The sequence below is a fragment of the Parasphingomonas puruogangriensis genome, assembly GCF_036663635.1.
Taxonomy (GTDB): domain Bacteria; phylum Pseudomonadota; class Alphaproteobacteria; order Sphingomonadales; family Sphingomonadaceae; genus Sphingomonas.
Window position 1 is genome coordinate 107,328 of sequence record NZ_JAXOJI010000004.1, and the last position, 20,325, is coordinate 127,652.

Annotated in this window: 19 protein-coding genes; 14 read left to right on the forward strand and 5 right to left on the reverse strand. The window is 65.2% G+C overall.

Annotated elements, in window-relative coordinates:
• Positions 1-18: 18 nt before the first annotated feature.
• From U1739_RS11620 to U1739_RS11630, 3 genes are read left to right on the forward strand one after another with little or no spacing between them, the layout of a single operon-like run.
• Positions 19-1,467, forward strand: coding sequence for an FAD-binding oxidoreductase (locus U1739_RS11620; RefSeq protein ID WP_332708182.1), 1,449 nt, complete (start codon positions 19-21; stop codon positions 1,465-1,467).
• A 55-nt stretch (positions 1,468-1,522) separates the two neighbouring features.
• Positions 1,523-2,302, forward strand: coding sequence for a SapC family protein (locus U1739_RS11625; RefSeq protein WP_332708184.1), 780 nt, complete (start codon positions 1,523-1,525; stop codon positions 2,300-2,302).
• Between the two features lie 11 nt (positions 2,303-2,313).
• Positions 2,314-2,859 carry a cytochrome b gene (locus U1739_RS11630; RefSeq protein WP_332708186.1) on the forward strand — a complete coding sequence of 182 codons (546 nt, stop codon included), beginning with the start codon at positions 2,314-2,316 and terminating at the stop codon, positions 2,857-2,859.
• Between the two features lie 158 nt (positions 2,860-3,017).
• On the opposite strand, the gene U1739_RS11635 is transcribed toward U1739_RS11630, so the two are convergent.
• Positions 3,018-5,120, reverse strand: coding sequence for a TonB-dependent receptor (locus U1739_RS11635; RefSeq protein WP_332708188.1), 2,103 nt, complete (start codon positions 5,118-5,120; stop codon positions 3,018-3,020).
• A 175-nt stretch (positions 5,121-5,295) separates the two neighbouring features.
• On the opposite strand from U1739_RS11635, the gene uvrA reads away from it, so the two are divergent.
• Positions 5,296-8,229: an excinuclease ABC subunit UvrA gene (gene uvrA, locus U1739_RS11640; protein ID WP_332708190.1), complete on the forward strand. Its 2,934-nt coding sequence runs from the start codon at positions 5,296-5,298 to the stop codon at positions 8,227-8,229.
• Between the two features lie 16 nt (positions 8,230-8,245).
• Here the strand turns inward: uvrA and U1739_RS11645 are convergent, their stop codons facing one another.
• Together U1739_RS11645 and U1739_RS11650 are read right to left on the reverse strand one after the other, a co-directional pair.
• Positions 8,246-8,665, reverse strand: a complete 420-nt coding sequence (locus tag U1739_RS11645; protein ID WP_332708192.1) for a hypothetical protein — start codon at positions 8,663-8,665, stop codon at positions 8,246-8,248.
• A 232-nt stretch (positions 8,666-8,897) separates the two neighbouring features.
• The gene (locus tag U1739_RS11650; protein WP_332708194.1) at positions 8,898-9,833 is read right to left on the reverse strand and encodes a hypothetical protein; all 936 of its coding nucleotides are present in this window, start codon (positions 9,831-9,833) and stop codon (positions 8,898-8,900) included.
• Positions 9,834-10,042: 209 nt separating this feature from the next.
• Between U1739_RS11650 and U1739_RS11655 the strand changes: the two genes are divergently transcribed.
• Complete coding sequence (locus tag U1739_RS11655; RefSeq protein WP_332708195.1) at positions 10,043-10,432, forward strand: hypothetical protein; 390 nt, start codon at positions 10,043-10,045, stop codon at positions 10,430-10,432.
• Positions 10,433-10,512: 80 nt separating this feature from the next.
• On the opposite strand, the gene U1739_RS11660 is transcribed toward U1739_RS11655, so the two are convergent.
• Positions 10,513-11,118 carry a hypothetical protein gene (locus U1739_RS11660; protein ID WP_332708197.1) on the reverse strand — a complete coding sequence of 202 codons (606 nt, stop codon included), beginning with the start codon at positions 11,116-11,118 and terminating at the stop codon, positions 10,513-10,515.
• 466 nt (positions 11,119-11,584) lie between these two features.
• Here U1739_RS11660 and U1739_RS11665 point away from each other — a divergent pair, with 466 nt between their 5' ends.
• From U1739_RS11665 to U1739_RS11695, 7 genes are all read left to right on the forward strand, one after another.
• A complete protein-coding gene (locus U1739_RS11665) occupies positions 11,585-12,700 on the forward strand; it encodes a hypothetical protein (protein WP_332708199.1) in 1,116 nt (371 codons plus the stop codon).
• A 52-nt stretch (positions 12,701-12,752) separates the two neighbouring features.
• Positions 12,753-13,121, forward strand: a complete 369-nt coding sequence (locus U1739_RS11670) for a hypothetical protein (RefSeq protein WP_332708201.1) — start codon at positions 12,753-12,755, stop codon at positions 13,119-13,121.
• A gap of 11 nt (positions 13,122-13,132) precedes the next feature.
• On the forward strand, positions 13,133-13,297 hold the full coding sequence (locus U1739_RS11675) for a hypothetical protein (RefSeq protein WP_332708203.1): 165 nt from the start codon (positions 13,133-13,135) through the stop codon (positions 13,295-13,297).
• Between the two features lie 43 nt (positions 13,298-13,340).
• Positions 13,341-13,793, forward strand: coding sequence for a hypothetical protein (locus tag U1739_RS11680; RefSeq protein WP_332708205.1), 453 nt, complete (start codon positions 13,341-13,343; stop codon positions 13,791-13,793).
• 85 nt (positions 13,794-13,878) lie between these two features.
• Positions 13,879-16,410, forward strand: coding sequence for a penicillin-binding protein 1A (locus U1739_RS11685; protein WP_332708207.1), 2,532 nt, complete (start codon positions 13,879-13,881; stop codon positions 16,408-16,410).
• Between the two features lie 121 nt (positions 16,411-16,531).
• The gene (prfB, locus tag U1739_RS11690; RefSeq protein ID WP_332708209.1) at positions 16,532-17,659 is read left to right on the forward strand and encodes a peptide chain release factor 2; all 1,128 of its coding nucleotides are present in this window, start codon (positions 16,532-16,534) and stop codon (positions 17,657-17,659) included.
• A gap of 29 nt (positions 17,660-17,688) precedes the next feature.
• Positions 17,689-18,387 carry a class I SAM-dependent methyltransferase gene (locus tag U1739_RS11695; RefSeq protein WP_332708710.1) on the forward strand — a complete coding sequence of 233 codons (699 nt, stop codon included), beginning with the start codon at positions 17,689-17,691 and terminating at the stop codon, positions 18,385-18,387.
• 114 nt (positions 18,388-18,501) lie between these two features.
• Here U1739_RS11695 and U1739_RS11700 read toward each other — a convergent pair whose 3' ends face one another.
• Positions 18,502-18,906: a JAB domain-containing protein gene (locus U1739_RS11700; RefSeq protein WP_332708211.1), complete on the reverse strand. Its 405-nt coding sequence runs from the start codon at positions 18,904-18,906 to the stop codon at positions 18,502-18,504.
• A gap of 103 nt (positions 18,907-19,009) precedes the next feature.
• Between U1739_RS11700 and U1739_RS11705 the strand changes: the two genes are divergently transcribed.
• Positions 19,010-19,804, forward strand: a complete 795-nt coding sequence (locus tag U1739_RS11705; protein WP_332708213.1) for a thymidylate synthase — start codon at positions 19,010-19,012, stop codon at positions 19,802-19,804.
• On the forward strand, positions 19,801-20,271 hold the full coding sequence (locus U1739_RS11710; protein WP_332708215.1) for a dihydrofolate reductase: 471 nt from the start codon (positions 19,801-19,803) through the stop codon (positions 20,269-20,271). Before U1739_RS11705 ends, U1739_RS11710 begins: the two co-directional genes overlap by 4 nt.
• Positions 20,272-20,325: the final 54 nt, after the last annotated feature.

Consider the following 20,325-nt stretch of genomic DNA (forward strand, 5'->3'; position numbering starts at 1 on the left):
CATGATAGCGCAGCGCATATGACCCCGGCCCAATCCCGTCTGATCCACGCCGTCCGCGCCACGCTCGGCTATAAAGCGGTGATCGACGATCCGCACGATATCGAGCCCTGGCTGCACGATTGGCGCGGCCGCTATCACGGCGCCACGCCGGCGATCCTCGCGCCCGACAGCACCGCCGCCGTCGCCCAGATCGTCAGGCTCGCTGCCGAACACGACGTCGCCTTGGTCCCGCAGGGCGGCAACACCTCGATGGTCGGTGGCGCGACGCCGCCCGCCGATGGCAGCGCGCTGATCCTGTCGCTGCGCCGTCTCAACCGGATCCGCCACATCGATCCCGCCGCCAATCTCGCGATCGTGGAAGCCGGCGTGATCCTCGCCGATCTCCACGCCGCCGCATCGGCCGAAGGCCGCCGCTTCCCGCTCACGTTGGGCAGCCGCGGCAGCGCGACGCTCGGCGGGCTCGCCTCGACCAATGCCGGCGGCACGCAGGTGCTGCGCTTCGGCACGATGCGCAGCCTGATCGCCGGGGTCGAGGCCGTGTTGCCCAATGGCCAGGTGCATGACGGGCTCGCCGCGCTGAAGAAGGACAATCGCGGCTACGATCTCGATCATCTGCTGGTCGGCGCGGAAGGAACCCTGGGCGTGATCACCGCGGTGACCGTGCGGCTCGCCCCTGCGATCGCCGCGCGCGCGGTCGCCTGGGTCGGCCTGGCCAGCCCGCACGCCGCGCTGACGCTGTTGCGCCTGCTCGAGGCCGCCACGCAGGCGGTCGAGAGTTTCGAACTCTTGCCGGCAGAGTCGCTCGCCGCCGTGCTGCGCCACATCCCCGCAACCCGCGCGCCGCTCGCCGGGGATTATCCGTGGCATGTGCTGATCGAGGCGGTCGCCAGCGATCCCGCCGCCGAGCCGCCGTCGCACCTGCTCGAACGCCTGCTTTCTCCCGCGCTGGCCAGCGGCCTGGCCGCCGACGTGGTGATCGCCGCCAGCGAAGCGCAGGCGGAAAGCTTCTGGCGGATCCGCGATTCGATCTCCGAGGCCGAGCGCGCCTCCGGCCCCGCCGCGCAGCACGACATCTCGGTGCCCGTCGCCGCGATGCCGAATTTTATGCTCGACGCCGCCGCCGCTTGCGACGCGCGCTTCCCCGGCACGCATGCTAGCGGCTTCGGCCATCTCGGCGACGGCAACGTGCATTTCCACGTCCGCGCGCCTGCCGGGATGGACCCGGCACGCTGGTATGCCGATCTCGCCCCCATCGTCACCGCTTATGTCCACGATCTCGTCACGGCTGCGGGCGGCTCGATCTCGGCCGAACACGGCATCGGGCAGATGAAGCTGGCCGAGTTGCAGCGGCTTGCCGCGCCGGCCCGCATGGCCGCGTTGCGCGCGATCAAAAGCGGCCTCGATCCGCGCGGCTTGTTCAATCCGGGAAAGCTTGTCGCGCTTGCGCCGGATCGTCCCACGCCATAGAGCGGCGCACCTGCTATGCCGCCGGGGGGCGGCCTTAATGTCGATGGAGATACCGATGGCCAGCGCGCCGCAGAACGTCCAGCTCCCGCTTTTCTACAAGGCGCTCGAGCCGCTCTCATCCGAGGCGCATGCCAATTTCAAGGTACGCGAGGCCGATCGCGCGCCGTTCGTCGTCGATCAGCATGCCGTGCCGGTCACGGTCGAGGAATTCCCGCTCGTCCAGCGTCATATGCCGATCGTCTTCACGCTTGGCGACGATGCCGTGCCGATCGCGCTGATGGGCATGAACGAAGGCGTCAACGTGTTCTTCGACCAGGACGGTCGCCTGCTCGATGGCACGATCTATCTGCCGGCCTATATCCGCCGCTATCCCTATCTGCTCGCCAAGCTGCGCCCCGATGCGCAGGAATTGTCGCTCTGCTTCGATCCCACCACCGAGACGATCGGCGCGTTCGAGGATGGCACGCCGCTGTTCGCCGATGGCAAGCCGACCGAGATCGTCACCAACATCCTGGGCTTTAACGAGCAGTTCGAGGAAGCCGGTGTCCGCACCGGCAACTTCATGAAGGATCTGAAGGACATGGGCCTGTTGATGGATGGCGAGATCACCATCCAGCCGGACGGCGCCGAGCAGCCATTCATCTATCGCGGCTTCCAGATGGTCAATGAAGAGAAGCTCGCCGATCTGCGCGGCGATCAGCTGCGCAAGATCCACAAGAACGGCATGCTGCCGCTGATCTACGCGCACCTCTTCTCGCTGTCGCTGATGCGCGACGTGTTCGGCCGGCAGATGGCGCAGGGCAAGCTGCCCAAGCCCGAACTGCAGCTGCAATAATGCGCGGCGCGATGGCCCGGGGCGACCGCTACCACCAGGTAGCCATCTGGTTCCACTGGGCCATCGCGCTGCTCGTGCTCGCCAATCTGGCGTTGGGCCTGCTGCACGAATCGCTGTTCGACGGGATCGCCTGGGTCATGCCGGTGCACAAGTCGATCGGCCTGACCGTGCTGGCATTGACGCTCGGCCGGATCTATTGGCGCCTGACCCACCGCCCGCCGCCGCTCCCCACCGGCGTCGCGCCGTGGGAGCGGACGGTCGCGGGGATCACGCATTTCCTGTTCTATGTGCTGATGCTGGCCCTCCCGCTGAGCGGCTGGGCCATGGTCTCGGGCTCGGCCAAGCGCCGCCCGCTCGATTTCTTCGGTCTGGTCGACGTGCCGTTTCTGCCAGTCGGCCCGGCGGTCGGCAATGCTGCGGGCAACGCGCACGGTTTGCTCGGCTGGGTCATGCTGGCGCTGGTCGTGCTCCACGCCGGCGGCGCGCTGCGCCACCATTTCCTGCTGCGCGATACGGTCCTCGCGCGCATGATTCCGGGGTTACGCGGGCGCGGCTGACACAATTCCTCCCCCAGCTTGCTGGGGGAGGGGGACCGCCCGGCTTCTTCAGCCGGGGGGAGGGGTTCTCGCCACAAGCGCGAAGTTCGCGGCTCACCCCTCCACCCCCGGCTTTGCCGGCGGTCCCCCTCCCCGAGACAAGCTCGGGGAGGAATTGATCACCCCAAGGTCCGCTTTAACGTCAGCGTCGGCACGACATGCCGGTTGCGCTCGCGATATTCGATCAGCGAGGCCGCCGGGTTGCGCCGGTCGGGCTCGTAAAAGGTCCGCTCGCGCCGCGCTTGGGCGCTGGTCAGATTGTCGAGCGTCAGGTTGAGCGAGGTCCGGGCGTTGGGCCGCCACTCGGCAAAGGCGGTGACATAGGGAATCGCCTGGCTGTTGCTGTCGGTCTCGTCCTGCCGGTAGATCGTCGACCGCGTATTGCCGGTGAGCGAAAAGCCCCACGCCCATTTGCCCAAATCCTGGCGGAACGTCGCCTCGCCGGCGAACAGCGCATTGCCCGAAAACGGCCGGTGCGTGAGGGTGTAGGGATCGACCACCGAGGTCGAGACATACGATCCGTACAGCGTCAGCCGCCCGCCCTTGATCCCAAAACCGCCCAGCGGGGCATCGATCCGGTTGCGCACGATGACGGTCGATCCATTGCCGAGATTGCCCGGCGCATCGAACCCTTCCGGCGTTGGCACGCGATCCTGCACCAGCGACACGCGGTTATAGCCCAGTTCCAGCTTCCACAGCCCGTCGCCCAGGATCTTGCGCTCGATCGTTGCCAGCGCTTCCCAGGCGCGTTGCGGCAGCAGATCGACATTGCCGCCATTGACACGATCATTGGCCAGTTCGGCGCCGCTGATGAAATCCTCGAACTGCAATTGCGCGACGGTGCGCTGCACCGATAGCTGCGCGCGCCACTGTGCCGAGGGCCGCCAGTCGAGCACGATCCGTGGTTTCCAGAAACTCAGCGACCGTTCCGCTTCGGCATCGCCGGTCACCGTCAGCCGCGATGCTTCGCGCGTCAGCCCGAGATCGAGCCGCACCGTGCGCGTCAGCGGGCCGCCCGCCGTGACGAACGCTTCGCCGCGCACTTCCTTCACCACCGCCTGATCGACCGGCAGGTCGATCGGCGTGCTGCCACCGCCGGGGTTGAGCAGCGCCAAATCGACATCGCTGTCGAGCCGGTTGATCACGCCTTCCGCGCCGGTCTCGATCGTCCAGCCGAGCACATTCGGCTTGCTCCACACGAGCCGCGCGACCGTTTCCTGCAGACTGTCGTCCAGCACCTGCGTCGACCCGCCGATCACCACACCGGCGATACGGTTGAACGATTCATCGACATCGCGCCGCGATCGCCGCGTCGCCAGGCCGATGAGTTTCAGCGCCCCGCCGGCGAACGGACGGGTCACATCGCCGCCCAGTTCATATTCATCGGTGCCGTAGCGCTGGGTCAGCCGATCGTCGCGCCGCGGCCCGATCAGCGGGGTAACGTCGTTCGATTGGGTCAGTCGAAAGCGGTCGATCAGCAGGCGGGCGTTGACATGCGCCGTGCGGTTGGTCCCGCCATCATGCGCCCAGGACGCAGCCACCGCGACGCTGGGTTCGTCGATCGTGTTGATCTTGCGGCGATATTCCGTCTGCTGCCCGCCGGGCACCGTGACGAGGCGGTCGCTGCCCTCCTCCGTCGTATCGTCATTCTCCACCGTCACCGAGGCATTGAAGGTCGAATTGCCGCGCTTGAACAGCGCCGAAGCGCTGCCCGCCGGGCGGATCTTGCCGGTGAAATCGCGCGACGCCGCGGCCTGTACCGTGCCGGCCAGGCCGCCGCCCGCGGTCAGCACCAGATTGAGCACCTGGGCCTTGCCGGAATAATCCGCGCCGAACTGGTCGCCTGGCGCCACCTCGATGCGCAGCACGCGGCTCGCCGGAATGCGCGCCAGGATCGTGTCGAGCGTCTCGCTCTTGGCGCTCGGCCGCTGCCCGTTGATCACGACATTGCCCGCGGTCTGCCCGAACCCGCGTACCTCGGGATCGACATTCTCGATCGCAAAGCCCGGCACGCGCTCCACCATCTGCAGCGCGGTGGCGGGCGAGTAAGCGGCGAAATAGGCCGCGTCGTATACGCGCCGCGCCGCGGCCCCCGGCGTTGCCGCCGGTTGGGCTTGCGCTTGGCCAGGTGCCGGCTCGGCGGCCGAGGCGGTTTGCGCGGCCGCGGGCAGCGCGCCCATCGTCGCGGCGCAGCATGCCCATGTTCGTAAGATCCGCCCCATCACACCCGCCCCTTGTCGACTACGGCCGTAGTCGACGTGTATTATGTCGGCAACACGCGATGCACAACACTAATCGGCGGTTGCGTAAGGTGGTCCGCTGCGCTGGCGAAAGCCTGTCGCACTTCCTATTTCCAAGGACTAGCGTAGAAAACAGAACAGAAGTAGAACTCCCCGCATGCTGACTCATATCTCCGTGCGCGGCGCGCGCGAACATAACCTCAAGGATGTCTCGATCGACATCCCGCGCGATACGCTGACGGTGATCACCGGCCTCTCCGGGAGCGGCAAATCGAGCCTCGCCTTCGACACGATCTATGCCGAGGGCCAGCGCCGCTACGTCGAATCGCTCTCCGCTTATGCCCGTCAGTTCCTGGAGTTGATGCAGAAGCCCGACGTCGATCATATTGAGGGCCTGTCGCCCGCCATTTCGATCGAGCAGAAGACCACCAGCCGCAACCCGCGCTCGACCGTTGCGACGGTCACCGAAATCTACGATTACATGCGCCTGCTGTGGGCGCGCGTCGGCATCCCGTATTCGCCCGCCACCGGCCTGCCGATCGCCGCGCAGACCGTGTCACAGATGGTCGATCGCGTCATGGCGCTGCCCGAGGGCACGCGGCTGTACCTGCTCGCCCCCGTCGTGCGCGGCCGCAAGGGCGAGTATAAGAAAGAACTGCTCGAATGGCAGAAAGCCGGCTTCACCCGCGTGCGCATCGATGGCGAGATCTACGAGATCGATGAAGCGCCGGCGATCGACAAGAAGTACAAGCATGACATCGAAGTGGTGGTCGATCGCCTGGTCATCGGCGACGGCGTCGCCACGCGCCTGGCGGAAAGCTTCGAGGCCGCGCTGAAGCTGGCCGAGGGGCTGGCCTATGTCGATCCCGCCGATCCGGTCGAGGCGCACACGCCCAAGCAGGAAATCCTCGGCGACAACGCGCCCCCCGGCCGCATCGTGTTCAGCGAGAAGTTCGCCTGCCCGATCTCGGGCTTCACCATCGCCGAGATCGAACCGCGGCTGTTCTCGTTCAACGCCCCGCAGGGCGCGTGCCCGGCCTGCGATGGTCTGGGCGAGAAGATGCTGTTCGACGCCGATCTCGTCGTGCCCAATCACGCGCTCAGCATCAAGAAGGGCGCCGTGGTCCCCTGGGCCAAGTCCAATCCCCCGTCGCCTTATTACATGCAGGTGCTCGGCAGCCTGGCGCGCGAATTCAAGTTCGACGTCGACACCGCCTGGACCGATCTGCCGCCAGAGATCCAGGATACGATCCTCTACGGCACCAAGGGCAAGCCCGTCACGCTGACCTTTATCGACGGCAAGAAGTCGTACGACGTTAAGAAGCCGTTCGAAGGCGTGATCGGCAATCTAAACCGCCGCCTGATGCAGACCGACTCCGCCTGGATGCGCGAGGAACTGAGCAAATACCAATCCAGCGCCCCGTGCGAAGTGTGCCACGGCGCGCGGCTCAAGCCCGAGGCGCTGGCGGTCAAGATCGGCATGCGCGACATTTCCTCGGTCACGCGCCTGTCGGTGGTCGACGCGCTGGCCTGGTTCGAACAGGTCCCGAGCCAGCTCGGCGACCAGCAGAATGCCATCGCCGAACGCATCCTCAAGGAAATTCTCGAGCGCATCGGCTTCCTCAACAATGTCGGGCTCGATTACCTCAACCTCAATCGCACCAGCGGCACGCTATCGGGCGGCGAATCTCAGCGCATCCGCCTCGCCTCGCAGATCGGCTCCGGCCTCAGCGGGGTGCTCTACGTGCTCGACGAACCCAGCATCGGGCTGCACCAGCGCGACAACGACATGCTGCTCAAGACGCTGCGCCGGCTGCGCGATCTCGGCAACACCGTGCTCGTCGTCGAGCATGACGAGGACGCGATCCGCACCGCCGATTACGTCATCGATATGGGCCCCGGCGCCGGCGTCCATGGCGGCCAGGTCGTCGCCCAGGGCACGCTGGAGGAAGTGCTCAACACCGAAGGCAGCATCACCGCGGATTACCTGATGGGCCGCCGCGAAGTCGCCGTCCCCAAGACCCGCCGCAAGGGCAACGGCAAGAAGATCACCGTCCACAACGCGGTCGCCAACAATCTCCGCGGCGTCACCGCCAGCCTCCCGCTCGGCACCTTCACCTGCATCACCGGCGTCTCCGGCAGCGGCAAATCCAGCTTCACCATCGACACGCTCTATGCCGCCGCCGCGCGCGAGCTGAACGGCGCGCGCATCGTGCAGGGCAAGCACGACAAGATCACCGGCCTGCAATATCTCGACAAGGTGATCGACATCGATCAGTCGCCGATCGGCCGCACCCCGCGCAGCAACCCCGCCACCTATACCGGCGCCTTCACGCAGATCCGCGACTGGTTCGCCGGCCTGCCCGAATCCGCCGCGCGCGGCTACAAGCCCGGCCGCTTCAGCTTCAACGTCAAGGGCGGCCGCTGCGAGGCATGCCAGGGCGACGGCCTGCTCAAGATCGAGATGCACTTCCTCCCCGACGTCTACGTCACCTGCGACGTGTGCCACGGCGCACGCTACAATCGCGAGACGCTGGAGGTGAAGTTCAAGGGCAAGAGCATCGCCGACGTGCTCGACATGACGGTCGAGGATGCGGTCGAATTCTTCAAGGCGGTGCCGCCGATCCGCGACAAGATGGCGATGCTGGTCGAGGTGGGCCTTGGCTACGTCAAGGTCGGCCAGCAGGCGACGACGCTGTCGGGCGGCGAGGCGCAACGCGTCAAGCTCGCCAAGGAACTGTCCCGCCGCGCCACCGGCCAGACTTTGTATATCCTCGACGAACCCACCACCGGCCTGCATTTCGAGGACGTGCGCAAATTGCTCGAAGTGCTCCACCAACTGGTCGAGCAGGGTAATACGGTGGTCGTCATCGAGCATAACCTGGACGTGATCAAGACCGCCGACTGGGTGCTCGATCTCGGCCCGGAGGGCGGCGTGAAGGGCGGCGAGATCGTCGCGCAGGGCACGCCCGAGCAGGTGGTGAAGGTCGCGGCGAGCTTTACCGGCCGGTATTTGAAGCCGTTGCTCGAGCCGCGCGCGGCGATCCCTGCGCCGGCCAAGCCGCGCAAGGGGCGCGCCGCCGCGAAATGACCGATCGGCCGGCGCGCTACGGCGCGTCGGCCGGGTCGATTTCGTCGAATGGCGGCGCCGGGCAGGCGGTGCACACCATGTAGCGCCGCGATCCGTCGCGCCGCACCAGCACACCACGCCGCGCCCGATCGATCGTCCAGCGGCCGCCATCGCCATCGGGCAGGCGCACCGTGCCGCGGGCATGGCAGCGCGACATATCGAGATCGTGGTTATAAGCGCGATCATCTACGGTTTCAGCGCGCGCGAAATAGCCGCGCACCTGCCGCACCGTGAGCCGGAACCGCGCGCAATAGGCCGCCGTCTCGTCGCTCGACACGCTATTGGAGCGCAAGCCATTGCCGGTGATCGTCACGGTGATCGGGGCACGGCGCCGATCGCGCGGCGCCGGGGCGAGCGCCGCTTGCGCCATGACGGCCAGTATAGCGGCCAATGCCATCATTAGTCTCTGCCTGTTGTGGGGCACGAGGATGGCGCGGCGTTATGAGCCAGGCAATAAGGGGTAGGGGGTGCTCGAGCCGGGGCCGGAGTGCGGCTTGGGCCGAACGCGACCGAAGGTCAACGACGGCGAGATCGTCGCCGAAGGCGCGACCGAGCAAGTGGTGAAGGTCGCGGCGAGCTTTACCAGGCGATATTTGAACCGTGGCTATCAAGGGGCAGATCGACGGACGCTAGTGGATAACGTCGATCTGCTTGAGCAAGGTCGACACCAAAACCAGAGTATGATGGATCGGCGACGTTCCAACGCTTTCCCACAAAGCCAGCGCGATGGGCTTTGATGCATCATCGTAATTTTTGAAAAGTACGCCTGCGATTTCGTCCACTACAAACGCGTTAAACGCGCCTGACGATTCTATGTTGAGCAAGAGTAATGGGGACGTCGGCTTCCATGCCGGGTTCACATTTTTCATGTTCAAGCGGTCTTCTGAGAGCGCTTGGATCATCATCGCAGAAACCAACAGTCCTAGAGATCTTTGTCGTTTTTCCGGCTTCGTCCGGGCATCGAAGATCAGTGAACCAATTGCGTACGAGATGACCAAAGTGTTGGCGAAGCGCCGTAGAAAATCGCCTTCAGCATCGCCGCCGAGGCGCATGTTTTCAGCGTGTGCGCATATCGAAGCGGCAACGATATCCGCTACGGCATCCAAAAGCGGCAAGCCGATACCGGGAGCACCCTTCTTGATATCGGCCACGGTCGGGAAATGCGGAAAATTTTGGCAGATATGGAGCAGCTCATGAGCGATGAACAAATTGATCGCCAGCTGCTGCTGATGAGCAATTTCCTCGGGATCGGTCAGGCCGACTTCATCCACGATGCGTTGCGCACCCTCGACCACCAGTTCCAAGCCGTGAGAGCGGAACGCTACCACTCCGGCTTCTTCGTTAAGCTCGAATGCGGATTCGCCAGGATCATAAATAACGTGGAATTCGACGCGATCCATGAGCGCAATCACACCCATCAGCGAAGGGTGTAGTCGTTGTAATTTCGCCATTGCACTAAGCGCGGAACGAAGCTCCGTCACCGCACGATCTACTTCAAGCTGAAGAATTGACGCAGCCTGCTCTAGGCCGTCATTATCCTCCGTTGGTGCTCGCTCGCTAGGCATCGCATTCCCCTTATGTGATATCCAACATGGGCCTTATGAAGGTACCCTTCAAGGGGTGCTAATCTGCAACATTTGAAAAATTTGGTACCCGTAAACGAATATTAAGCTTGTATCCGTTTAACACGGCGACCACAAAGGAACCGCAACGTACCCTGACGGGTTGCCGCCAGGCAACCCGAACGTTGTTTATCATTTTAAGGAGGAGCGCCATGTCCACCACCGATCAAGTATCGAATCAAATAGATGCTCGCTCGCCGCTCTCGATCAATGTGGCTGAGCCGGATGTAGCTCGTTCAGATTCGCGTCAATGGACGTTAAAAGGTTTGGCACCAGAGACTGTAGAAGTTAGCCGCGATGCTGCAAAGCGCAGCGGTATGAAACTCAATGCGTGGGTTAGCCGTGCTTTGTCACAGGCTGCTACGGGGGCCAATAACCAGCCTGCCAATGGTGATAGCTCGGCAAATTCGCGTGAGGGCGATGAAACGATACAACGTATCCAGGAAGAGCTGGTCCGATTGCGAGCCCAAAACGAGGATATGAGAAATACCGTCAACACGATGAGCGGCATTCTGCTAAAGCTATGTGCAGATAAAATCTGACCGGGGTGGTGCATCGCTGATTTGCATTAGCGGTGCATCACAAGCCGGTGTGGATAGATGTTAGAGATCGTCTCTTCTGTTTAAGCCACATACGGCTCCACCACCCCCGAAACCACCATCAGGACGCACAGCACCGCCAGCATCGCGACGTTCCACCTACGCCCCTTCACCCGGAGCAGCGCCCCGAACAGCCCCAGGACCGAAAAGCCCGTCACCATATAGATTACGGTCGCCACATCGCTCCCCGCCACCGGCGCCACCTCGGGCAGCGGATGCAGCACCTGCAGCACGCCGACCCCGATCCAGCTCGCCACGTTCGCCGCCAGCAGCCCGCCGATCACCAGCCGGTTCTGCTTGTCGTACCAATCGTCGAAATCCGGCCATTCCTCCGGCGTGTCGGGGAAGATCAACGTCGCGGCGAGATAATAGACGCCGACCATCGCCAGCACCGCGACCAAGGTAATGTAATTGGCGCTGATCTGCTCGCGCGCATCCCAGGCGAGCATCCAGAAGCTGGTCAGATCGAGCATCACCAGCAGCCCGAGCAACGGCGTCAGCCAGCCGATCCGCACTGCCTTGGTGCCGCGCTTCAACTTGATCCAGCGCGAAAATCCCCCCAGCACCTCGGCAATGGCGAGGCCCAGCAACAGGCCATAGACGGCAAAGACCAGTTCGAACGGACTCATGGTTTCCCCCCTGTGTCGGCTGAGGGGTTTAGGGGGCGACGGCGGTTTGGCAAATGCCGCAAGTTAGGCGCGCTGACGCTCCCCTTAGTACCCCGGCGGACGCCGGGGTCCAGGAGCGACGGCCATGCGGTCAGGCGTTGCGCGCCGTTACCGCAACCTTCCCGACTGGGCCCCGGCGTCCGCCGGGGAAGGCGCAAGGGTGAAGGAAGAGCCACCCCACACCCCCCGTCATCCCGGACTTGATCCGGGATCCCGCTTCTTCTTCGTCTTCTTCCCCGCCCAGCAGCGCCGCGCCCCGCAGCCCCGCAGCGCCACGCCGCGCCGTCGGTCGTCGCCCGAGCGACGCCAGCCGGCCCCGCCTAATCCGCTCTAAATTTGCCCCGCAAATTTTTTTGCCGATGGGGCTGTCCTACAAGCCCCGATTCGGCATATCTAGTTCTCCTTATGTTCCCATAAGGAGGCTCCGATGACCATTCACATGCCCAGCGAGACCTTTCTCCCGCAGGATGAAACCCCGCTTCTCTCTTCGCGCCGCGCCGATGGTTGGTCGGCCGCCAATCAGCGTCTGTTCCTCGAGGCGATCGCCGAGGGCTATGGCGTCGATGTGGCGTGCGGCCGCGTCGGCCTGTCCGTTTCGTCCGCTTATGCCTTCCGCCGCACCGCGAAGGGCGCGGCGTTCGCGCTCGGCTGGCGCGCCGGCACCTTGCTGGCGCGCGACTGTATCGCCGAGACGTTGCTGGTCCGCGCGCTCGAAGGCCAGGTCGAGACGGTGGTGCGCGGCGATGGCAGCACGATCACGCGTCACCGGCATGACAATCGCCTCGCCATGAGCCTGCTCGCCCGGCTCGATCGCCAGGTCGAGGCCGCGCCCGATGCCGATGTCACGGCCGCGCGGCTGGTCGCGCAGGAATATGATGCGTTCCTCGATCTGGTCGAGCGCGATGCCGGCCCGGCGCGCGCCGGCCTGTTCGTCGCGCGGCGCAGCCTGGGCGGGGAGGCGGCGGATCTCGCGCCGATCGCCGCGCTGGCCGCCGCCGATCGTTTCCTGCGCACCGGCGTCGCCACTGCCGCCGAAATCGATATCGCCGATCTCGATGCGGCGCAGCGGGCCGGCTGGAGCGCCGAGCAATGGGCCCGCGCCGAGGCCGCCGGCCTGCTCGCCTTCGCCGCGCCGGCCGCGCCGGAGGATGAAACGGCGACTCCGGAAACAGCGCCCCCGGAAACCGCGCGAGCGCCTCAACATTCTCAACATTCGGCGCCGGCCGCGCCGCAGGAGCCGGTGTGGTGGGACGAGGAGGACCAGGAATGGCACACCATCTTCCCCCCGCCCGAGGGCTTTTACGGCTACGAACATGGCGAATTCGGCCATATCGATTACGAACGCGCGCTGAGCGAACCGGAAGGCGCGCTGCTCGGCGATCCGCTCCATTATGACGAAGCGGAATGCGCCGAGCTGACCGAGCGCCGCGATCAGTATTTCGGTGATTTCGATAGCGCGCGCGCCATGCTGTTCCCGGATAGCCCGCCCGCCCGCCATTCCGCGGCGCCGGCGCCGTCGCGCTATCCGCCGCCGGAACGCTGACGCCGCCCGCTGGTTACGCTTCCGAACGAGTCATCACAGGGAAGCGACCATCATGGCCAACAAGCCTCGCAAGACGACCACCAAGCGTAAGCCCGCGCCGCGCGCCAAGGTCGATGCCAGCACCGCGCTGTCGATCGGCGGCGCCTTGCTCGCCGTCGGCGCCGCCGTCGCCGGCTTCCTCGCCCGGCGCCAGATCGCCGCTTATGTCGCGCCCGGCTCGGCCGAGCACGAAGCCCCCGATCTCGCGCTCGATCAGCCGCATAATGACGGTTCCGCGCGTGCGCCGGTCGATTTCCGTCCCAACATGGATGCGCCGATGTCGCCGGCCGAGCGCGAGGCGCTGCGCCCCGCCACCGGCCCCGCGCCGACCATGGTCGCGCCGCAGGGCGAGATGAACAGCCAGACCGGCGCCTCGAACTAGGAGTGGTGGCGATGAGCGACGACAGCAACAAGCCGACCGAGACGCAGCCCGCGCCGAATATCTCGACCGAGCATCAGGCGCCGGGCGATGCGCGTCGCCCCGGCGACAAGCTCGATCGCGAGCAGCCCGATAGCGGCGAGGAGGAGCGGAAATCGTCGCTCACGCGGAACGAATAGCTTCTAACCTGCATTAATCAGGCATCCAACAGGGAGAAGCAAGATGCGCGCACTCACACTCGGCCTGATCGCCGCCTCGACCATGGTCGCTGGCTGCAGCACCTATGATACCGGCGGCCGTCCGGGCTATGCCGGCGATTATAGCCGCTACGATTATAACAATCCGGATCCCGCTTATGGCGGCTATGATGCCGGCCGTTATTATCGCGAGGACAATCGCCGCTATCGTGAGCGCCAGCTGTCGGCCAATGACCGCGTCTATCGCGGCAATGACGGGCGCTATTATTGCCGCCGCGACGATGGCACGACCGGTCTGATCGTCGGCGGTATCGCTGGCGGTGCGCTGGGTGCGGCGATCGCCCCGGGTGGTTCGGGTCTGCTCGGCGCGATCATCGGTGCCGCCGGCGGTGCCCTTGCCGGCCAGGCGATCGACAAGAGCGACAATAACAACAACCGTCGCAGTTACCGCAACAACAACGCGGCCCGCTGCCGCTAAACTGAAGGGGCGGGGCCCATCGGATCCCGCCCGCTTCTGGCCAAGGCTGGCAAGCTCCGAGAAACTTGCTAGAGGCTGAGGCCACATGGCCGCACCCGACTCCCCCCCCGTCAATTTCCGCCTCCGCCGTGAAGCCGATGGGGTCCGTGGATTTTTCCAGCGCTCCTGGGCGCGCTGGTGGGTCAAGGCACTGGCCGGGCTGGCCGCGCTCGGGGTGGTCGGCCTCCTGCTGATCTGGCTGCTCGTCGCCCGCGATCTGCCTTCGGTCGATAAGCTCCGGGCCTATGAACCGCCGCTGCCCACCAATGTCCGCGGCATCGACGGCGATCCGATCTATTCCTATGCCCGCGAACGTCGTGTCGAACTGAGCTATGCCGAATATCCGCAATTGCTCGTCCGGGCGTTCATTTCGGCCGAGGACAAGACGTTCTTCGAGCATCACGGCGTCGATTATCCCGGCATCGCCGCCGCTGCGGTCAACAATATGCGCAGCAACCGCCGCCCGGTCGGCGCCTCGACGATCACCCAGCAGGTCGCCAAGAATCTGCTGATCGGCAACGAAACCAGCTATATGCGCAAGGCCAAGGAAGCCATCCTGGCCTACCGCATCGAGGATGCGCTGACCAAGCCGCAGATCCTGGAACTGTACCTCAACCAGATTGCGCTCGGCCGCAACGCGTTCGGCGTGGCCGCGGCGAGCTACGCCTATTTCGGCAAGGATCTGAAGGATCTCGATCTGGCCCAAATGGCCTATCTCGCCATCCTGCCCAAGGGCCCGGCCAATTACGATCCGATCCGCAACACGCAGCGCGCGCTGGATCGCCGCAACTACGTGCTCGGCGAGATGCTCAAGAACGGCTTCATCACCCAGGCGCAATATGCCCAGGCCAATGCCGAGCCACTCGGCACCGTGCCCCGCCAGACGCCCAAGGCGCAGGTCGCCGGCTCGGGCTATTTCGTCGAGGAAGTCCGCCGCCAGCTGATCGACAAGTTCGGCGAGGACGAGAAAGGCGGGCCGTATAGCGTCTATGCCGGCGGCCTGTGGGTGCGCACCTCGTTCAACGAACAGCAGCAGGACTTTGCCCAGGAAGCGCTGCGCGACGGCCTGCTGCGCTTCGAGCGCGGTCGCGGCTGGTCCGGCCCGTTGCTGCATGTCGAGATTGCCGGCGACAATTGGCAGTCGGCCATGCTCAACACCAATATCGGGCTCGACTATAAGGATTGGCGCCCGGCCATCGTCACCGCCACCGGCGGCAGCGCCGCGACGCTGGGCTTCTCCAACGGCCAGACCGGCGAGCTGCCGCGCTGGGCGGCGCAGATGCCGGTGCGGGGCAAGGGCGGCAACGCCTTCAACGCGCTCGAGGTCGGCGACATCATCGCCGTGGCGCCGGAAGGCGGCACCTTTGCCTTGCGCAGCGTGCCCAAAATCTCCGGCGCATTCGTCGTCGAGGAACCGGCCACCGGCCGCGTGCTGGCCATGCAGGGCGGGTTCGACGCTCGCATCCAGTCGTTCAACCGCGCCACCCAGGCGCAACGCCAGCCTGGCTCGACGATCAAGCCGATCGTCTATGCCGCGGCGCTTGCCGGCGGCATGACCCCCGCCTCGATCATCGTCGACGGACCGTTCTGCGTCTATCAAGGCGCGCGGCTGGGCCAGAAATGCTTCCGCAATTTCGGCGGTGGCGGCTCCGGCCCGCACACCATGCGCTGGGGCGTCGAGCAGTCGCGCAATCTGATGACCGTGCGCGCCGCCAGCCAGACCGGCATGGACAAGGTCGTCGGGCTGATGGACCAGATCGGCGTCGGCAAATATCCCGCCTATCTGTCGTTCGCGCTCGGCGCCGGCGAGACCACGGTGTCGCGCATGGTCAACGCTTATGCCATCCTTGCCAATCAGGGCCGTGCCCACCCCGCCACGTTGATCGATTTCGTCCAGGATCGCCACGGCAAGGTCGTTTGGCCGGAGAATTGGCGCGCCTGCGACGGTTGCAACGCGCCCGACTGGAACGGCAAGGCAATGCCGCGCCCGGTGATCCGCGGCAAGCAGGTGCTCGACGCGATCAGCGCCTATCAGATGGTGCATATCGCCGAGGGCGTGATCCAGCGCGGCACCGCCACCGTGCTGCGCGATCTCGATCGCCCGATGTTCGGCAAGACCGGCACCAATTCCGGCCCGACCGACGTGTGGTTCATCGGCGGCACGCCGCAGATGATAGCCGGCGTCTATATCGGCTATGATAGCCCGAAGAAGCTGGGCGGCGCGGCGCAGGGCGGCACGGTGGCCGCGCCGATCTTTAAGCAATGGGCGGTCAAGGCCTATGAGGGCATGGATAAACTGCCGTTCCGCGCGCCGGAGGGCGTGCGCATGGTGCGGATCGATCGCGGCAGCGGCAAGCCGGTCTATGGCGCCTGGCCCGGCACCGATCCCAAGGCCGCGGTGATCTGGGAAGCGTTCAAGCCGGAAAGCGAACCGCGCCGGGCGATCCGCCGAGCCGGGGCAGTGGCCGATCCGGCGATCGCCGTTGCTGCCGCCAAGGCGCGCGCCGCCAAGGCCGCGGCGCGGGCTGCGGAACGCGCCGACAGCGATTTCTTGCAGAAAGAGGGCGGAATCTACTAGTCGGCATCATTACATACCGATCGTGTCCCAGCGAATGCTGGGATCTCACGGTACCTGGCGCGCTTCTAGCCGCGCAACATCCCGGCTTTCGCTGGGATGACGGAATTTTTGGAGAACACCCATGCGCGCCGAAGCGCAGGCACATGTCGAAACGATCAACGCCGCGCTGGCCCTGTTGCGCCGCTCCCTCGATTGGGACCGCGCACTGCGCCGGCTCGACGAGCTGAACGCGCGCGTCGAGGATCAGGCGCTGTGGAATGACCCCAAGGCTGCGCAGGACGTGATGCGTGAGCGCCGTCGGCTGGACGAGGCGATCACCGCGACGCGCAATATCGAACGCGAGCTGAGCGACAATGTCGAGCTGATCGAGATGGCCGAGGCCGAGGGCGATACCGAGATGGAGACGGACGGCGTCGCCGCGCTGGCCGAACTCGCCGAACGCTCCGATCGCGACAAGGTCACTGCGTTGCTGTCGGGCGAAGCCGATGGCAACGACACTTATGTCGAGATCAATTCGGGCGCCGGTGGCACCGAAAGCCAGGATTGGGCCGGCATGCTGCTGCGCATGTACACGCGCTGGGCCGAACGCCATGGCTATAAGGTCGATCTGATCGATTACCACGCCGGCGAGCAGGCCGGGATCAAGTCGGCGACGCTGCTGATCAAGGGCGAAAACGCTTACGGTTACGCCAAGACCGAAAGCGGCGTGCACCGCCTGGTGCGCATCTCGCCTTATGACAGCGCCGCGCGCCGCCACACCTCGTTTTCGAGCGTGTGGGTCTATCCGGTGATCGATGACGATATCAACGTCGAGTATAACGAAAGCGATTTGCGCATCGACACATACCGCGCGAGCGGTGCCGGCGGGCAGCACATCAACACGACCGATTCGGCGGTGCGCATCACGCACATCCCGACCGGCATCGTTGTGCAGTGTCAGAACCAGCGGTCGCAGCACAAGAACAAGGCCGAAGCCTATAACCAGCTCCGCGCCCGGCTCTACGAACGCGAACTGGCGATCCGCGAAGAGGCCGCCAATGTCGAAAATGCCGGTAAGACCGATATCGGCTGGGGCCACCAGATTCGCTCCTACGTGCTCCAGCCCTATCAGCTGGTGAAGGATCTGCGCACCGGCACCACGTCGACCGCGCCGTCCGACGTGCTCGACGGCGCACTCGATCCGTTCATGGCTGCGGCCTTGTCGCAGCGCGTCACGGGTGAGGCGGTTGAGGTAGAGGACGTCGATTGAGCCGCTCTCCCGGTCATCTTCCTGCCCTGATGGTCGTCGGCCTGCTGGCCCTCGCCGCGTGCGAAGCCGCGCCTAGCGCGCCCAAACCGGCCAAGGAGCGCATCGGCACGTTCCCCGCCGCTGATCGTCCCGTCGCGCACATCGTATCGTCACGCTGGTCGACCGAGGAAGCGCGCGATCGGCTCAACGAGGCCGGGCAGGTAATGGCTAAGTCCGGCATCACGCCCGGCATGACCGTCGCCGATATCGGCGCGGGCGAGGGCTATTACACGATCCGTCTGGCGCAGCGCGTCGGCAAAAACGGGCGCGTGCTGGCCGAGGATATCCAGGAGGATGTCCGCGATGCGCTGGCCGAGCGCGTGGCGCGCGAGCGGCTCGACAATGTCAGCGTGCGGCTCGGCACGCCGTCCGATCCGAAGCTGCCGGACAACAGCTTCGACCGCATCTTCATGGTCCATATGTATCACGAGATCGAGCAGCCCTACGAATTTCTCTGGCGCATGCGTCCGTCGCTGCGCGCCGGTGGCCAGGTCGTGGTGGTCGATGCCAACCGCCCGACCCAGGATCACGGAACGCCGCCTGCCTTGCTCAAATGCGAGTTCGCGCGCGTCGGGTATACGCAGGTGGCGACGGCGAACATGCCCTCGGCCGGCGGCTATATTGCTACCTTCCGCGCCGAGGGGCCACGGCCAAACCCGAAGACGATCAAGCCCTGCCGGATCGGCTAGGCCGTTTGCTTTCGGTGTACCTCTAACATCGTCATTCCCGCGCAGGCGGGAAACCATCATCGCCGACGTGCGAGGCTATGGATTCCCGCCTGCGTGGGGATAAGGGATCAGGTCCTATAGCAGCCCCATGCCACGCATGCTCGCCCAGCGCGCGCCGGCCAGCACGACATGATCGACCAGCCGGACATCCAGCGCCTCCAGCGCGCTGAGCAGCCGTCGCGTTACCACCAGATCCGCTTCGCTCGGCGTCGGATCGCCGGCCGGATGGTTGTGCGCCATCACCACCGCGCTCGCCTCCAAATCGAGCACGTCGCGCACCACGTCGCGAAGCGGCACCGCTGCCCCGTCGGCATGACCGGGGGGCGTATGGCGCGTTCCCAACAATCTCCATTGCTGATCTAAATAGGCGAAGCCGCAGCACTCCAGCGTCGCATCAGCCAGTTTGTCGAACAATGCGCGGACGTCCGCCGCGTCTCGAACATGGCCTTGCATGACTGTCGAGTAGGGCAGGGCGGGCATGCTCGACACTAGCGTCGAGCCGCAGAATCGTATCGCGATAGCTCCGTTGCTGCGCAACTGCGTATTGCTTGGCGCGAAGCGTCACCACCGCTAAGCTTCATCCATGCAACCCTATCTCGATCTCATGCAGCGCGTGCTCGATACCGGCGCCGAGCAAATGGACCGCACCGGCACCGGCACGCTCAGCGTGTTCGGCGCGCAGATGCGCTTCGATCTGGCCAAGGGCTTCCCGGTGCTGACCACCAAGAAGCTACATCTGCGCTCGATCATCGTCGAATTGCTGTGGTTCTTGCGCGGCGACACCAATGTGCAGTGGCTGCAGGATCGCAAAGTGCGCATCTGGGACGAATGGGCCGATGCGGCGGGCGATCTAGGCCCGGTCTACGGCAAGCAATGGCGCGACTGGGTCGCTGCAGACGGTTGCCATATCGACCAGATCAAGGACCTCGTCGAGCAGATCAAGACCAACCCCGCTTCACGGCGCCAGATCGTCACCGCGTGGAATCCGGGCGACCTGCACGCCATGGCGCTGGCGCCGTGCCATTGCCTGTTCCAGACCTATGTCGCGAACGGCAAGCTCTCCTTGCAGCTCTACCAGCGCAGCGCCGACATCTTCCTCGGCGTGCCGTTCAACATCGCCAGCTATGCGCTGTTGACCCATATGCTCGCGCAGCAATGCGGGCTGGAGGTCGGCGAGTTCGTCTGGACCGGCGGCGATTGCCACCTTTACTCGAACCATCTCGAGCAGGCGCGCGAGCAGCTCGGCCGTACGCCGACGGCGCTGCCCAAGCTGGAGATTCTGCGCGATCCCGGCGCCATCGACGCCTACGACTATGAGGATTTCGCGCTGATCGGTTACGAAGCGCAGGCGCATATCAAGGCGGCCGTGGCGGTATGATCACGCTGCACGTCGCGCGCGCCGATAATGGCGTGATCGGCAAGGACGGCAAAATGCCGTGGCACCTGCCGGCCGATCTCAAGCGCTTCAAGGCGCAGACCATGGGCAAGCCGATGATCATGGGCCGCAAGACGTTCGAAAGCTTCCCCAGTCCGCTGCCGGGCCGTCGCCATATCGTGCTGACGCGCGATCCGGCCTGGTCGGCGCCGGGTGCGGAGGTCGCGCATTCGGTGGCGGCGGCGCTGGCGCTGGCCGGGCCGGGGGATGTCGCGGTAATCGGCGGCGCGGAGATCTATGCGTTATTCACCGACCGAGCCGATACGGTCGAACTGACCGAGATCCACCTGTCGCCAGCAGGCGACGCGCACGTGCCTGCCTTCGCCGGCTGGCAGGAAACCGCACGCGACGATCACCCCGCCGAGGGCGGGCGTCCGGCCTACAGCTTCGTCACGCTAGCGCGCCAATAACCCTAATTCGTTCCCCGGCGAAGGCCGGGGCCCAGTCGCGAAACAGTGGTCATG

What these genes read in the sequence shown, in the direction of transcription:
- U1739_RS11700 (WP_332708211.1), bottom strand. Translation starts at nt 18,906, where the DNA reads ATGCCCGCCCTGCCCTACTCGACAGTCATGCAAGGCCATGTTCGAGAC.
- U1739_RS11685 (WP_332708207.1), top strand. Translation starts at nt 13,879, where the DNA reads ATGGCCGCACCCGACTCCCCCCCCGTCAATTTCCGCCTCCGCCGTGAA.
- U1739_RS11660 (WP_332708197.1), bottom strand. Translation starts at nt 11,118, where the DNA reads ATGAGTCCGTTCGAACTGGTCTTTGCCGTCTATGGCCTGTTGCTGGGC.
- U1739_RS11675 (WP_332708203.1), top strand. Translation starts at nt 13,133, where the DNA reads ATGAGCGACGACAGCAACAAGCCGACCGAGACGCAGCCCGCGCCGAAT.
- uvrA (WP_332708190.1), top strand. Translation starts at nt 5,296, where the DNA reads ATGCTGACTCATATCTCCGTGCGCGGCGCGCGCGAACATAACCTCAAG.
- U1739_RS11650 (WP_332708194.1), bottom strand. Translation starts at nt 9,833, where the DNA reads ATGCCTAGCGAGCGAGCACCAACGGAGGATAATGACGGCCTAGAGCAG.
- U1739_RS11670 (WP_332708201.1), top strand. Translation starts at nt 12,753, where the DNA reads ATGGCCAACAAGCCTCGCAAGACGACCACCAAGCGTAAGCCCGCGCCG.
- U1739_RS11645 (WP_332708192.1), bottom strand. Translation starts at nt 8,665, where the DNA reads ATGGCATTGGCCGCTATACTGGCCGTCATGGCGCAAGCGGCGCTCGCC.
- U1739_RS11710 (WP_332708215.1), top strand. Translation starts at nt 19,801, where the DNA reads ATGATCACGCTGCACGTCGCGCGCGCCGATAATGGCGTGATCGGCAAG.
- U1739_RS11680 (WP_332708205.1), top strand. Translation starts at nt 13,341, where the DNA reads ATGCGCGCACTCACACTCGGCCTGATCGCCGCCTCGACCATGGTCGCT.
- U1739_RS11695 (WP_332708710.1), top strand. Translation starts at nt 17,689, where the DNA reads ATGGTCGTCGGCCTGCTGGCCCTCGCCGCGTGCGAAGCCGCGCCTAGC.
- U1739_RS11630 (WP_332708186.1), top strand. Translation starts at nt 2,314, where the DNA reads ATGGCCCGGGGCGACCGCTACCACCAGGTAGCCATCTGGTTCCACTGG.
- U1739_RS11665 (WP_332708199.1), top strand. Translation starts at nt 11,585, where the DNA reads ATGACCATTCACATGCCCAGCGAGACCTTTCTCCCGCAGGATGAAACC.
- U1739_RS11625 (WP_332708184.1), top strand. Translation starts at nt 1,523, where the DNA reads ATGGCCAGCGCGCCGCAGAACGTCCAGCTCCCGCTTTTCTACAAGGCG.
- U1739_RS11635 (WP_332708188.1), bottom strand. Translation starts at nt 5,120, where the DNA reads ATGGGGCGGATCTTACGAACATGGGCATGCTGCGCCGCGACGATGGGC.
- U1739_RS11655 (WP_332708195.1), top strand. Translation starts at nt 10,043, where the DNA reads ATGTCCACCACCGATCAAGTATCGAATCAAATAGATGCTCGCTCGCCG.
- prfB (WP_332708209.1), top strand. Translation starts at nt 16,532, where the DNA reads ATGCGCGCCGAAGCGCAGGCACATGTCGAAACGATCAACGCCGCGCTG.
- U1739_RS11705 (WP_332708213.1), top strand. Translation starts at nt 19,010, where the DNA reads ATGCAACCCTATCTCGATCTCATGCAGCGCGTGCTCGATACCGGCGCC.
- U1739_RS11620 (WP_332708182.1), top strand. Translation starts at nt 19, where the DNA reads ATGACCCCGGCCCAATCCCGTCTGATCCACGCCGTCCGCGCCACGCTC.